13 protein-coding genes are annotated in these 13,879 nt (G+C 70.7%); 10 read left to right on the top strand and 3 right to left on the bottom strand.

Annotated elements, in window-relative coordinates; genetic code table 11:
• The first annotated feature begins 16 nt into the window (after nt 1-16).
• A complete protein-coding gene (locus ACZ5VC_RS25935; protein WP_469122398.1) occupies nt 17-691 on the top strand; it encodes a TetR/AcrR family transcriptional regulator C-terminal domain-containing protein in 675 nt (224 codons plus the stop codon).
• 100 nt (nt 692-791) lie between these two features.
• Here ACZ5VC_RS25935 and ACZ5VC_RS25940 read toward each other — a convergent pair whose 3' ends face one another.
• Nucleotides 792-1,226, bottom strand: a complete 435-nt coding sequence (locus ACZ5VC_RS25940) for a VOC family protein (protein WP_469122399.1) — start codon at nt 1,224-1,226, stop codon at nt 792-794.
• Nucleotides 1,227-1,574: 348 nt separating this feature from the next.
• Between ACZ5VC_RS25940 and ACZ5VC_RS25945 the strand changes: the two genes are divergently transcribed.
• The 8 genes from ACZ5VC_RS25945 (at nt 1,575) to ACZ5VC_RS25980 (ending at nt 10,437) form a co-directional block, all read left to right on the top strand.
• A complete protein-coding gene (locus tag ACZ5VC_RS25945; protein ID WP_469122400.1) occupies nt 1,575-2,807 on the top strand; it encodes an amidohydrolase in 1,233 nt (410 codons plus the stop codon).
• Nucleotides 2,808-3,088: 281 nt separating this feature from the next.
• Nucleotides 3,089-4,129 (top strand): BMP family lipoprotein, encoded by a 1,041-nt coding sequence (locus tag ACZ5VC_RS25950; protein WP_469122401.1) that lies wholly within the window; start codon nt 3,089-3,091, stop codon nt 4,127-4,129.
• 179 nt (nt 4,130-4,308) lie between these two features.
• The gene (locus tag ACZ5VC_RS25955) at nt 4,309-5,880 is read left to right on the top strand and encodes an ABC transporter ATP-binding protein (RefSeq protein WP_469122443.1); all 1,572 of its coding nucleotides are present in this window, start codon (nt 4,309-4,311) and stop codon (nt 5,878-5,880) included.
• Nucleotides 5,877-6,989 (top strand): ABC transporter permease, encoded by a 1,113-nt coding sequence (locus ACZ5VC_RS25960; protein WP_469122402.1) that lies wholly within the window; start codon nt 5,877-5,879, stop codon nt 6,987-6,989. The genes ACZ5VC_RS25955 and ACZ5VC_RS25960 overlap by 4 nt, the downstream gene beginning before the upstream one ends.
• Nucleotides 6,986-8,275: an ABC transporter permease gene (locus tag ACZ5VC_RS25965; RefSeq protein WP_469122403.1), complete on the top strand. Its 1,290-nt coding sequence runs from the start codon at nt 6,986-6,988 to the stop codon at nt 8,273-8,275. Before ACZ5VC_RS25960 ends, ACZ5VC_RS25965 begins: the two co-directional genes overlap by 4 nt.
• Complete coding sequence (locus ACZ5VC_RS25970; protein WP_469122404.1) at nt 8,272-8,664, top strand: cytidine deaminase; 393 nt, start codon at nt 8,272-8,274, stop codon at nt 8,662-8,664. Before ACZ5VC_RS25965 ends, ACZ5VC_RS25970 begins: the two co-directional genes overlap by 4 nt.
• Before the next feature lie 90 nt (nt 8,665-8,754).
• Nucleotides 8,755-10,032 (top strand): thymidine phosphorylase, encoded by a 1,278-nt coding sequence (locus tag ACZ5VC_RS25975; RefSeq protein ID WP_468708111.1) that lies wholly within the window; start codon nt 8,755-8,757, stop codon nt 10,030-10,032.
• Between the two features lie 123 nt (nt 10,033-10,155).
• The gene (locus ACZ5VC_RS25980) at nt 10,156-10,437 is read left to right on the top strand and encodes an STAS domain-containing protein (RefSeq protein ID WP_469122405.1); all 282 of its coding nucleotides are present in this window, start codon (nt 10,156-10,158) and stop codon (nt 10,435-10,437) included.
• 1 nt (nt 10,438) lies between these two features.
• On the opposite strand, the gene ACZ5VC_RS25985 is transcribed toward ACZ5VC_RS25980, so the two are convergent.
• Entirely contained in the window at nt 10,439-11,416 is a 978-nt protein-coding gene (locus tag ACZ5VC_RS25985) for a sigma-70 family RNA polymerase sigma factor (protein ID WP_469122406.1), read from the bottom strand.
• 129 nt (nt 11,417-11,545) lie between these two features.
• Nucleotides 11,546-12,823, bottom strand: coding sequence for an MFS transporter (locus ACZ5VC_RS25990; protein ID WP_469122407.1), 1,278 nt, complete (start codon nt 12,821-12,823; stop codon nt 11,546-11,548).
• Nucleotides 12,824-12,885: 62 nt separating this feature from the next.
• On the opposite strand from ACZ5VC_RS25990, the gene ACZ5VC_RS25995 reads away from it, so the two are divergent.
• The gene (locus ACZ5VC_RS25995; RefSeq protein ID WP_469122408.1) at nt 12,886-13,839 is read left to right on the top strand and encodes a LysR family transcriptional regulator; all 954 of its coding nucleotides are present in this window, start codon (nt 12,886-12,888) and stop codon (nt 13,837-13,839) included.
• Nucleotides 13,840-13,879 lie beyond the last annotated feature (40 nt).

The raw sequence follows: 13,879 nt of genomic DNA on the forward strand, positions 1-13,879 counted from the left end.
CTGTTAAGTTGTCAAGGTGGTGAGAGAACGAGCGGACAAGCTGGACCGGGCGAAGGTGACGGCGACGGCACTGCGCCTGCTGAACGAGGTGGGGCTCGACGGGCTCACCCTGCGCGCCATCGCCAAAGAGCTGGACGTCAAGGCGCCCGCGCTGTACTGGCACTTCAAGAACAAGCAGGAGCTGCTCGACGAGATGGCGACGGAGATGAACCGCCGCATGAGCGCGACGCCCCTGCGGGCAGACCCGCCCGGCGGGTGGCAGCAGCAGCTCGTCGCGTTCTGCCGCACGCTACGTGGGGAGCTGCTTCGTCACCGCGACGGCGCGAAGGTGTACGCGGGTGCCCGCTTCACGGGAACCGATCACGCCCCGGCGCTGGAGGGCCATCTGCGCACCATGACCGACGCGGGCTTCACCCTGGCCCAGGCCATCCGGACCGGCGGCACGGCGTACGCGTTCACCATGGGTTTCGTCAGTGAGGAACAGGGCGTCGTGCCCATGCCGGACGAGCGCCGGGAGGGCTTCGACGTCGACGAGCGCGCCGCCAGGCTCGCGGACTACCCGCTGGCGGCCGCGGCGGGCGGGGAGATCTTCACCGATTACGACCGGCAGTTCGAGGAGGGCCTCCAGCTGGTCGTGGCGGGCGCGTCGGCCCGCTACCTGCGAGGGGGCCCGGGCGCGCCCGGACGGTAGCGCCGCCCCGTGGGTCTACCGTCCGGCGCCGGTAGCGCCGCCCGGCGGGTCCGCGGACGCGGCCCGCCTCCTCATGACGCTCCCCGCGCCCCGGCCGTGCCTACCGCGACACGCAGAGTTCGTTCCCCTCCGGGTCGGCGAGCGTGGTCCAGGCGAAGGGGCCCTGCCGGCCCTCGTGGAGGAACGTGGCGCCTTTCGCGAGGAGCCGCTCGACCACCGCCCGGGCGTCGTCGTCACCGGTCCGCAGGTCCAGGTGGACACGGTTCTTCACAGTCTTGGGCTCCGGCACGCGCTGGAAGAGGACGCGCGGCGCCCGCTCCAGGCCCTCAGGGTGACGGATCCCCGCGCCGGTCTTCCAGACGAGCGTGCCGCGGTGGGTGGTGGTGTCGTCCTCGCTCGCGCGGCCCTCCTCGACCATCCGGCGGATGAACTCCTCGTCGCTCGGCTCCACTTCCCAGCCGAGGGCGTCGGCCCACCAGTCGGCGAGCGTGTGCGGGTCGGACGAGTCGACCGTTACCTGGAAGGTGTATGCCATGTCCCGACCCTACTGAGCTCCCCCGCTCCCGGCGCGGCGGAATGCGGCGGCGCGGCGGCGTCCTGACCGGGTGGTCCCGAGGTCGCGGCGCCGCCCCGGCCGCCCCCGAGTGGCTGAGACGGACGGCCTCACCGCGCGCCAGGGGCTTCCTGGAGGGCGTCACGGGCACGGCGGCCGGGGATGGTGCGCCGCCTGACAGCACCGGCCTGAACGGGGTCCGAATTCGGGTGAGCATACCCAGCCAGGGGGACGGGTATGCGTGAGCCGACCCCCTTTCCTTCCCCTATCGGACTGAACTTTTGTTGATCGACGGGCAGTTGCACCCCCGGAAGGCCTACTCTTCAAAAGGTGAACCAGTTGAAGTCCCGCGAGTCCGAAGCCGACCTGCCCGCCGGTGACGCGCCCCTGCCCGGCGCACTGGCCGAACCCCTGCGCGCCGAACTGATCGCCTTCCGCCGGGACTTGCACATGCACCCGGAGCTCGGAAACCAGGAGTTCCGCACCACCGCCGCGCTGAAGACCCGGCTCGAGGCCGCGGGCCTCGCCCCGCGGGTCCTCGACACCGGCACCGGCCTCGTCTGCGACATCGGGACGCGGGACCGGGAGCGGCCCATGCTGGCGATCCGCGCCGACATCGACGCGCTGCCCATCCCGGACACCAAGGCCGATGTCCCGTACCGCTCCACCGTGCCCGACCGCGCCCACGCCTGCGGCCACGACGTGCACACCACCACGGTCCTCGGCGCTGGCCTGGTGCTGGCCGCGCTCGACCGGCAGGGCCTGCTGCCCCACGCCGTGCGACTGATCTTCCAGCCCGCCGAGGAGGTGCTGCCCGGCGGGGCGCCCGACGCCATCGAGTCGGGCGTACTGGACGGGGTCGGCAGGATCATCGCCGTGCACTGCGACCCCCGGGTCGACGCCGGCCGGATCGGACTGCGGGCCGGACCCATCACCTCCGCCTGCGACCGCCTCGAAGTGACCCTGGACGGCCCCGGCGGTCACAGCGCCCGGCCGCATCTGACCACCGACCTGGTCACGGCCGCCGCCAAGGTCGCCACCGAGGTCCCCGCCCTGCTGTCCCGCCGCGTCGACGCCCGCTCGGGCCTGGCCGTCACCTGGGGCCGTATCGAGGCGGGTCACGCGTGCAATGTCATCCCCCAGCACGCCGAGCTCTCCGGCACCGTCCGCTGCCTCGATCTCGCGGGCTGGCGGGAGGCGCCGGACCTGGTGCACGCCGCGATCGACGAGGTGGCGACCCTGCACCGGGCCAAGTCCCAGATCAACTACATCCGGGGCGTCCCGCCGGTCGTCAACGACCCGGCCGTCACCGAGCTGCTCCGGGACGCGATGACCCTGCGCCGCGGACCGTATGCGATCGAGGACACCGAGCAGAGTCTCGGAGGAGAGGACTTCTCCTGGTATCTGGAGCACGTCCCGGGCGCGATGGCCCGCCTCGGCGTCCGCAGGCCGGGCGACACCGCCAGGCGGGACCTCCATTGCGGTGATTTCGACGCCGACGAGCGGGCGATCCAGGTGGGGGTCGAGCTCTTCACCGCCGCCGCGCTGCTCGACAGGGTCTGAGCCGGGGCAGCGGGAACTGGCCGAGAGTCGACTTCCGCGAGCGGCGCGCGGCGGACACGCCGTCCGGTGATACGGCGCGTGCGCGCCGCGCGTGGCAGGCTTTCCGGAGGCGGCGGCCCGGCACCGCAGGGGCTTCGCCGGACCACCCCGGCACGGCCTGTTCGCGACGATCCGATAACGACTCATGAACGGGTCCTTAACTGACATCTACGCGCGTTACGATCGCCGCGAAACCAGCGCCGGAAGAGGCGCTTTCGGTCAGTCTCGAAGGGACCCTCCTCTTGCGCCGGGTATCCAAGATCGTTGCCGCGTCCATCGCGACTGCGGCCCTCGCTGTCACCGCCACCGCGTGCGGCGAGTCCTCCACCGAGGACACGGGCTCCGACAAGGGCAAGCTCAAGATCGGCATGGCCTACGACGTCGGCGGCCGTGGCGACAACTCCTTCAACGACTCCGCCGCCCGCGGCCTGGACAAGGCCAAGGCCGAGTTCGGCGCCGAGGCCAAGGAGCTCACCGCGAAGAACGGTGAGACCCCGGCCGACCGCGAGCAGCGCCTGGCCTCGCTCGCCGAGGGCGGCTACAACCCGGTGATCGGTGTCGGCTTCGCGTACAAGGACGCGCTCGACAAGGTCTCGGCGAAGTACCCCAAGACCACCTTCGGTCTGATCGACTCGGTCTCCCCGAACAAGAACGTCGACTCGATCGTCTTCACCGAGGAGCAGGGCTCCTACCTCGCGGGTGTCGCCGCGGCGCTGAAGTCGAAGGACGGCAAGGTCGGCTTCATCGGCGGTGTGGACCTTCCGCTGATCAAGAAGTTCGCGGCCGGCTACGAGCAGGGCGTCAAGGACACGAACCCGAAGGCCACGGTCCAGATCCAGTACCTGACCACCGGTACGGACCTCTCCGGCTTCGGTGCCCCGGACAAGGGCAAGGCCGCCGCCAAGGGCATGCTCGACAAGGGCATCGACGTGATCTTCGCCGCCGCGGGCGGTTCCGGCGCCGGCGCGATCGAGGCCGTGGCCGCCAAGCCCGGCTCCTGGGCGATCGGCGTCGACTCGGACCAGGCCAAGGACCCGGCCCTGTCCAAGTACGCCGCCTCGATCCTGACCTCCGTGGTCAAGAACGTCGACACCGGCGTCTACGAGCTGGTCAAGTCCGTCAAGGACGGCAAGCCGCTGACCGGCACGCACTCCTACTCGCTCGCCGAGAACGGTGTCTCCCTCACCACCACGGGTGACCACCTCAAGGACGTCCAGGCCAAGCTCGACGAGGCCAAGAAGAAGATCGTCGACGGCACCATCAAGGTGAAGACGACGACCTGACCCGCCATGTGACGGGGCCCGGAGAGCGGCTTCGGCCGACTCTCCGGGCCCCGACTCACGTCCGCCCGCGGGTAGTTGTACTTTTTCGCAGACGCTACGCGCGTAGCGTTCCACCGACGCGGTAGTTTTCGCCACCACACCGCCTCTGCTCCTCCGCTCCCTGCCTAGGAGAGTGCGCCATCAAAGCCTCCAGCAGTACCCAAGCCGTCGAACTCCGCGGCATCACCAAGCGATTCCCCGGTGTCGTCGCCAACCACGACATCGACATCACCGTGCGCCGCGGCACCGTGCACGCCCTCGTCGGCGAGAACGGCGCGGGCAAGTCCACCCTGATGAAGATCCTGTACGGCATGCAGAGGCCGGACGAGGGCACCATCGCGGTGGACGGCGAGCAGGTCTCGTTCTCGAACCCGGGTGACGCCATCGCCCGCGGCATCGGCATGGTCCACCAGCACTTCATGCTCGCGGACAACCTCACCGTCCTCGAGAACGTGGTCCTCGGTTCCGAGAAGCTGCACGGCATCGGCGACCGCGCCCGCGCCCGGATCAAGGAGATCTCGGACGCGTACGGCCTCGGCATCCGCCCGAACGTCCTCGTCGAGGACCTCGGTGTCGCCGACCGTCAGCGCGTGGAGATCCTCAAGGTCCTCTACCGCGGCGCCCGCACCCTGATCCTCGACGAGCCGACCGCGGTGCTCGTCCCGCAGGAGGTCGACGCGCTCTTCGACAACCTGCGCGAGCTCAAGGCCGAGGGCCTCACCGTCATCTTCATCTCGCACAAGCTGGGCGAGGTGCTGTCCGTCGCCGACGACATCACCGTCATCCGGCGCGGTACGACGGTCGGTACCGCCGACCCGAAGAGCACCACGCCCAAGCAGCTCGCCGAGCTGATGGTCGGCAGTGAGCTGCCCTCGCCCGAGACGCGCGAGTCCACCGTCACCGACGTGCCGATGCTGACGGTCGACGGACTGACGCTCAGCGCCGTCGACCCCGACGGGGTCGTGCGGTCGGTGCTCGACGGGATCGGCTTCACCATCCACAAGGGCGAGGTCCTCGGCATCGCCGGTGTCGAGGGCAACGGTCAGTCCGAGCTCGTCGACGCCATCATGGGCATGCGCCGGCTCGACGGCGGTGTGATCACCCTGAACGGCGATGACATCACCCACGTCCCGACGCGCAAGCGCCGCGAGGACGGCATGGGCTGCATCCCCGAGGACCGGCACCGCCACGGCCTGCTGCTCGAGGCGCCGCTGTGGGAGAACCGCATCCTCGGCCATGTGACCGAGAAGCCCAACTCCAAGGGCGCCGTTCTCGACATCAAGGCCGCCCGCGCCGACACCCAGCGGATCGTGCGCGAGTACGACGTCCGTACCCCCGGTATCGACGTCACCGCGGCCTCCCTTTCCGGCGGCAACCAGCAGAAGCTGATCGTCGGCCGCGAGATGAGCCACGACCCCAAGCTGCTGATCGCCGCGCACCCCACCCGTGGTGTGGACGTCGGCGCCCAGGCGCAGATCTGGGACCAGATCCGGGCCGCGCGCCGCGAGGGCCTGGCGGTCCTGCTGATCTCCGCCGACCTCGACGAGCTGATCGGCCTGTCGGACACCCTGCGGGTGATGTACCGCGGCCGGCTGGTCGCGGACGCCGACCCGGCCACCATCACCCCCGAGGAGCTGGGCTCGGCCATGACCGGTGCCGTCAGCGGCCACCTCGAGCACGACGCGGAAGCCCCGGAGGACGAGGCCCGATGAAGAAGATCGACAAGGAGCGGCTGCTCCTGGGGATCGCGGCACCGCTGCTCGCGGTGGTCGCCGCGTTCCTGGTCACCGCCCTCGTGCTGGTGGCCACCGGCAAGGAGCCGTTCAACGCGTTCGGCATCATGTTCGACTACGGCCTGAAGTCGGACAGCCAGGTCTACATCATCAACAAGGCGACGACGTACTACCTGGCGGGCCTGGCGGTGGCCATCGGCTTCCGCATGAACCTGTTCAACATCGGCGTCGACGGTCAGTACCGGCTCGCGGCGTTCTTCGCCGCGGCGCTCGGAGGCGCGCTCACGCTGCCCGGCATCGTGCAGATTCCGCTGATCATCATCACCGCGATGATCGTCGGCGCGATGTGGGCGGGCATCGCGGGCACCCTCAAGGTCACCCGCGGTGTCAGCGAGGTCGTCTCCACGATCATGCTCAACATGATCGCGACGGCCATCATCGGCTATCTCCTCCAGCCCGGCCGTCTCGGTCACCTGGACGAGGCCGGTACGAAGGTGTCGACGACCCCGCTCCCGGAGTCCTCCCGCTTCTTCGACTTCCCGACGACGCCGGACCCCATCTGGGGCTTCCTGGTCATCGCCGTCGTCGCCGGCGTGGGGTACTGGTTCGTCCTGTCCCGCACCCGCTTCGGCTTCGACCTGCGCACGGTCGGCCAGTCCGACTCGGCCGCCGAAGCCAGCGGCGTGAACGTCAAGAAGATGGTCATCACGTCCATGCTGATCTCCGGCGCCATGGCCGGCCTGATCGGTATGCCGACGCTGCTCAACGACTCGTACGAGTACAGCGGTGACTTCCCCGTCGGCATCGGCTTCACCGGTATCGCGATCGCCCTGCTCGGCCGCAACCACCCCATCGGCATCGCGCTCGGCGCGATCCTCTGGGGCTTCCTGGAGCGGGGCAGCGGAAAGCTCGAATTCGAGGGCTACGACAAGGAGATCGTCGGTGTCATCCAGGGCGTGATCGTCCTCTGCGTCGTCATCGCCTACGAAGTCGTCCGCCGCTACGGCATCAAGCGCCAGCAGCGGCAGGTCGGCGAGAAGCTCGCCGCCCAGGCCCGTACCAACGACAAGACGGAGGTGTCGGCGTGACCGCCACGGCGACTTCCACCCCGCCGCCCGCGGCCCCCAAGGTGGCCGGCGGCAAGGGCGGCCGCACCCGCCTCTCCCTCCCGGTCATCCTGCTGATCGTCGCGGGATCCCTGCTCGCGCTCTCCGCGGTGCGCGCCATCACCGGCGCCGAGGACCTCACCAGCGCCGGCCAGATCAGCGCCGCCCTCTCGCTGGCCGTGCCGATCGGCCTCGCCGGTCTGGGCGGCCTGTGGTCCGAGCGCGCGGGCGTGGTCAACATCGGCCTCGAGGGCATGATGATCCTGGGCACCTTCTTCGGCGCCTGGGCCGGCTGGCAGACCAGCCCCTGGCTCGGTGTGCTCGCCGGCGTCCTCGGAGGCATGTTCGGCGGTCTGCTGCACGCCGTCGCGACCGTCACCTTCGGTGTCGACCACATCATCTCCGGCATCGCGATCAACATCCTGGCGCTCGGTGTCACCACCTACTTCGCCAAGCTGTGGTTCAACACGGGCGAGGCGGCGGCCAAGGGCGGCAGCCCCAAGCAGTCCCCGCCGGCCGAGGACATCACCTCGGTGACCGTTCCGGGTGTGTCCGACTGGCTGCAGTCGATCGAGGCGCACCACTGGTTCTTCGTGTCGGACATCGCCGGCATCCTCGGCGGCCTGGTCACCAACCTCTCTCTGCTGACCATCGCCGCGGTGCTGCTGGTCATCGGCACGTACTGGGTGCTGTGGAAGACGTCGTTCGGTCTGCGGCTGCGCTCCTGCGGCGAGAACCCGATCGCCGCCGAGTCGCTGGGCGTCAACGTCTACACGTACAAGTACATCGCCGTGATCGTCTCGGGCGCCATGGCAGGCCTCGGCGGCGCCTTCCTGTCGCTGGTCACCTCGCACATCTACAACGAGGGCCAGACCGGCGGACGCGGCTACATCGGCCTCGCCGCGATGATCTTCGGCAACTGGCGTCCGGGCGGTCTCGCCATGGGCGCGGGCCTGTTCGGCTTCGCCGACGCCCTCCAGCTGCGCAGCGGCGGCCAGTCCGTGCACGCGCTGCTTCTGCTGCTGGCCGCGGTCCTCGTGGTCCTCGCGCTCTGGAAGGCGTACCGCAAGAGCTGGATCGTGGCCGGGATCAGCGCGGTCATCGCCGCGGGCGTCCTGGTCTGGTACCTCGCCACGGACACCGTGCCCACCGAGTTCGTCAGCGCCACCCCGTACGTGGTCACTTTGCTCGTGCTGTCGCTCTCGGCGCAGCGGCTGCGGATGCCCAAGGCGGACGGCATGCGCTACCGGAAGGGCCAGGGCAAGTGACCTCCGACGCGGACTGGGACGCGCTGCGGGCGGCCGCCCGCGAGGCCATGTCCCACGCGTACGCCCCCTACTCGGGCTACCCGGTCGGCGCCGCCGCTCTCGTCGAGGACGGCCGTACCGTCACCGGCTGCAACGTCGAGAACGCCTCGTACGGCGTCGGGCTGTGCGCGGAGTGCGGCCTGGTCTCCCAGCTCCAGGCCACCGGCGGCGGCCGGCTGACGCACTTCGCGTGCGTGGACGGTCTGGGCGAGGTCCTCGTGCCGTGCGGCCGGTGCCGGCAGCTGCTGTTCGAGTTCGGCGGGCCGGATCTTCTGGTGGACACCCCGCTGGGAATTCTGCCGCTCTCCGAAATGCTGCCCCAGGCCTTCGGGCCGCAGCACCTGAAGTAACCGCGACGGCCCTTCCCTCCTCGGGAAGGGCCGTTCCCCTACCCTTCTCTATGCGCGTAGAGCCACCTTTGGCCATTCTGGAGGAAAGCCATGGACGTCATCTCCGTCATCCGCACCAAGCGGGACCGCGGCGAGCTGAGCCCCGAGCAGATCGACTGGGTCATCGACGCGTACACCCGCGGCGAGGTCGCCGACGAGCAGATGTCGGCGCTGGCCATGGCGATCCTGCTGAACGGCATGAACCGTGACGAGATCGCCCGCTGGACGGCCGCGATGATCGCCTCCGGCGAGCGCATGGACTTCTCCTCGCTCTCCCGCCCCACCTCGGACAAGCACTCCACCGGCGGCGTCGGCGACAAGATCACCCTGCCGCTGGCGCCGCTGGTCGCCGCGTGTGGCGCGGCGGTCCCGCAGCTGTCCGGCCGCGGCCTCGGTCACACCGGCGGCACGCTCGACAAGCTGGAGTCCATCCCCGGCTGGCGCGCGCTGCTGTCCAACGAGGAGATGCTCTCCGTCCTGGACACCACCGGAGCGGTCATCTGCGCGGCCGGCGACGGTCTGGCCCCCGCGGACAAGAAGCTGTACGCGCTGCGCGACGTCACCGGCACCGTCGAGGCCATCCCGCTCATCGCCTCCTCGATCATGTCGAAGAAGATCGCCGAGGGTACGGGCTCGCTGGTCCTGGACGTCAAGGTCGGCACCGGCGCCTTCATGAAGACCATCGAGGACGCCCGTGAACTGGCCTCCACCATGGTCGCGCTGGGCACGGACAGCGGGGTCAGGACGGTCGCCCTGCTCACCGACATGTCCACCCCTCTCGGCCTCACCGCCGGCAACGCCCTCGAAGTCCGCGAGTCCGTCGAGGTCCTGGCCGGCGGCGGCCCCTCCGACGTCGTCGAACTCACCCTGGCCCTCGCCCGCGAGATGCTCGACGCGGCCGGCATCAAGGACGCCGACCCGGCCAAGGCCCTGGCCGACGGCTCCGCGATGGACGTCTGGCGCCGCATGATCGCGGCCCAGGGAGGCGACCCGGACGCGACGCTCCCCGTCGCCCGCGAGCAGCACGTCGTCACGGCCCCCTCCTCGGGCGTCCTCACCCGCCTCGACGCCTACGACGTCGGCATCGCCGCCTGGCGCCTCGGCGCGGGCCGCGCGCGCAAGGAGGACCCGGTCCAGGCGGGCGCGGGCGTCGAGCTCCACGCCAAGCCGGGCGACACGGTGACCGCCGGCCAGCCGCTGCTGACCCTGCACACGGACACCCCGGAGAAGTTCGCGTACGCCCTGAAGTCCCTGGAGTCGGCCTACGACGTCTCCCCGTCGGGCACGGCGTTCACCCCGAACCCGATCGTGCTGGACCGCATCGCCTGACCTGCGGCTCCCCCTTCGGACGAACGGGACCGGTGGACCCCCACCGGTCCCGTTCGGCTTGGTGGAGACCCGCCCGGCGCGCCCCCTGCGATGAGTTCCGGCGCTCGCGCGGGTCTTCCTGGTGTGGATGCCACGCAACCGATCGTTCTCTACGTCTCCGGCCGGATCACGCGCGCCGATGTGCCGAGGCTCTGCGCGGACCTGGGCGCACGGCTGACCGGCGTCGACGCCACCGAGGTGGTGTGCGACCTCGGCGCGCTCACCCACGCCGACCTGGCCACCGTCGACGCGCTGGCCCGTCTGCGGCTCACCGCCCGGCGGCTCGGCCACGATCTGCGGTACCGGAACGCCGGACGGGAGCTGCGGCTGCTGCTGAACCTGACGGGCCTGTCCGGCCCGCTGTGACTCAGGCCTCCAGCGAGTCGGGCAGGTCGAAGAGCGGGAACCACCGCTTGGTGTCCAGGAAGAACGACATCCCGTCGATCTTCCCGTCCGACATCTCCAGGACGATGAGCGCCCACGGGCTGAAGCCGCCCTGGGGGTCGGGGTGGTAGTGCGCGAACGCCGGGCTGCCGTTGGCGACCGTCGGCACCAGCCTCGAGCCCCGGCAGACGTCGCCCACGCCCAGCATCCAGCCCACGATGTCGTCGTGGCCCCGCAGCCACAGGTCGTAGGGCGGCATGGACATCGTCGCGTCCTCGTGGAGCAGCGCGGTCAGCGCCTTCATGTCGTACCCCTCGAAGGCCGCGACATAGCGCTCCAGGAGCCGGCGCTGCTCCTCGTCCAGCGGGTCGGCGGCGTCCGACGCGGCCGGCTCGGACTCGGCGAGCGTGGCGCGTGCACGCTGCAGCGCGCTGTTCACCGAGGCGACCGACGTGTCGAGCAGCTCGGCGACCTCGGAGGCCTTCCACGCCAGCACTTCCCGCAGGATGAGCACGGCCCGCTGCTTGGGCGGCAGATGCTGCAGCGCCGCGACGAACGCCAGCCGGATCGACTCCCGGGCGACGGCCGTCTCCGCCGGGTCCGTCACCGACGGCAGCACCCGCCCGTCCGGCACCGGCTCCAGCCAGGTGATCTCAGGCCGGGAGTTGAGCTGCGCCTGAGCGACCGGCGTCGGCGCCGTCAGATCCATGGGGCGGGCCCGCTTGTTCCCCGCGTTCAGCGAGTCCAGACAGACATTGGTCGCGATCCGGTAGAGCCACGAGCGCAACGACGAGCGCCCCTCGAACTTGTCGTAGCTGCGCCAGGCCCGCACCATCGTGTCCTGCACCGCGTCCTCGGCCTCGAAGGCGGAGCCGAGCATCCGGTAGCAGTAGCCGGTCAGCTCCGTGCGGTACTTCTCCAGCGAGGAATCAAGGTCCTCCGGTACTGCCAGATCGCTCATCGGGTCCACCCCTGTCGCCCAAGTGCCATGTCGTCACCGACCCTTGGGAAGCTACAGCAGGGGACTGACATCGGCCTCCGGAACGCGGTCGCCCGGGCCGATCCGGGATCCGCGAGCGCGTCCGCGAGGTCAGCGCTGGGTCGTCGCCAGGAACAGCCGGCGTTCCTGCCGCTCCTGCACCCGCGCCGCGTGAGAGCCGTACAGCGTGACCGAGACGACGCCGAGGACCGCGACCAGGCCGAGGAAGACCGTGCCGGCCCATCCACCGCTGTGGAAGGCGATCGCGCCGAGCGTGCCGCCCGCGCTGCTGCCCAGGTAGTACGCGGACTGGTAGAGCGCCGAGGCCTGCGCCCGGCCCGTCTTCGCCGTACGGCTCACGGACGAGGAGGCGACCGCGTGACCCGCGAAGAAGCCCGCGGTGATCAGGACCAGGCCGAGGAGTACGGCGGCGAGGTCGTCCGCGAGCGACAGCAGCAGGCCCGCCGCGGTCGTCCCCACGGCCAGGTACAGCGCCCCGCGCCGGCCGAGGCGGCCGACCAGCTTGCCCGCTGCTGCCGAGGAGGCCGTACCGACGAGGTAGACCAGGAAGATCGAGCCGACGACACCCTGTGGGAGCGAGAACGGCGCCTCCACGAGGCGGTAGCCGATCACCGTGTACACCGCCCCGAACACCGTCATGAACAGCGCGCCGATCACGTAGAGGCGCAGCAGCAGCGGGTCCGCGAGGTGGGTCCGCACGGTCTTCGCCAGCGCCCGCGGGTTCACCGAGCCGCGACGGAAGTGGCGCGCCTTCGGCAGCATCATCCGGAACACCACCGCGCACACCAGAGCCATCAGCCCCACCGCACCCAGCGCCGCACGCCAGCCCCACAGCTGCGCCACCCAGCCGGTGACGATCCGGCCGCTCATCCCGCCGATGCTGTTGCCCGCCACGAACAGGCCGATCGCGGCGATCAGCGCCTTCGGCCGTACCTCCTCGGCGAGGTAAGCCATCGCCGAGGCGGGAAGCCCGGCCAGTGCCGCACCCTGGACGGCGCGCAGCGCCACCAGCCACTCCAGGCTCGGTGCGAACGGGACCAGCAGGCCGACGACGACGGCGACGGCGAGCGAGCCGGTCATCACCGCGCGCCGCCCGAAGCGCTCCGACAGGGCGCTCATCGGCAGCACGCACAGCGCGAGCGCGCCGGTCGCGGCGGAGACGGTCCAGCTGGCCGCGGACGCGCTCGCGCCGAAGCCGGCGGAGACGGCGGGCAGCAGGGCCTGGGTGGAGTAGAGGAGGGCGAAGGTGGCGACCCCGGCGGCGAAGAGCGCGAAGCTCATCCGGCGGTAGCCGGGACGACCGGGGGAAAGACGCAGGTCGGCGTCCACTGCTGTGGTGGTGGACGCCTTGGTACTGGCAGAAGGCATACGTCGAAGGTAGGCACACGGTTCTGATGCGTCCAATGCACGGAACGGCTTTAATCGTTCCCATGGCGCATGAGTACAGGTCACAGAAGTGGCTGTCACCGAACAGTAACGAAGAAGACATGGGGCTGCTGCTCGCGCCGCGTCTCGCGTACTTCGCCGGAGTCGCCCGCCACGAGCACGTGACCCGCGCCGCCCAGGAGATGGGTGTACCCCAGTCCACCCTGTCGCGGGCGATGGTCAGGCTCGAACAGGACCTGGGAGTCGCGCTGTTCGCCCGCAGGGGCCGCACGGTCTCGCTCACCCCGGCCGGGCGGACCTTCCTCGCCTCCGTCGAGCGGGCGCTGGGCGAGGTCGAGAAGGCCGCCGACTCGGTGCGGGCCGACGCGGACCCGACCGCCGGCCGGGTCGCCTTCGGCTTTCTTCACACCATGGGCTCCGAGACCGTGCCCGGACTCATCCGTGCGTTCCGGGTCGACCACCCCAAGGTCCGCTTCACGCTCGTGCAGAACTACGGCGAGGCGATGATCGAGCGCCTGCGCGCCGGCGACCTCGATCTCTGCCTGACCTCCCCCGTCCCCGACGCGCCCGACCTGGTCGCCCGCCGCATCGACGAGCAGCGCCTGCGGCTGGTGGTCCCCGACGACCACCGACTAGCCACGCGCAAGCGCATCCGCCTCGCCGAGGCCGCGGACGAAACCTTCGTCACCCTGGAGCCGGGCTACGGCCTGCGCCGCATCACCGACGACCTCTGCGCGGAGGCGGGGTTCTCACCGCGCGTCGCCTTCGAGGGCGAGGAGGCGGAGACCCTCCGGGGACTCGTCGCCGCCGGGCTCGGCGTGGCCCTGCTGCCACCGCCCGCCGTACCGCGCCCCGGAGTCGTCGAACTGACGGTCACCGCGCCGCGCGCGGTCCGCGAGATCGGCGTGGCCTGGCTGGACGGGCACCCCGACACCCCGCCGGTCGCCGCCTTCAAGAAGTTCCTGCTCTCCAAGCGGGGCAGCCTCCTCCCGGAATGACACCCACGACCTTTCAGGCGCAAGGCGCTGCCGGGCCCAC

Source organism: Streptomyces sp. NPDC033174, from assembly GCF_055577795.1.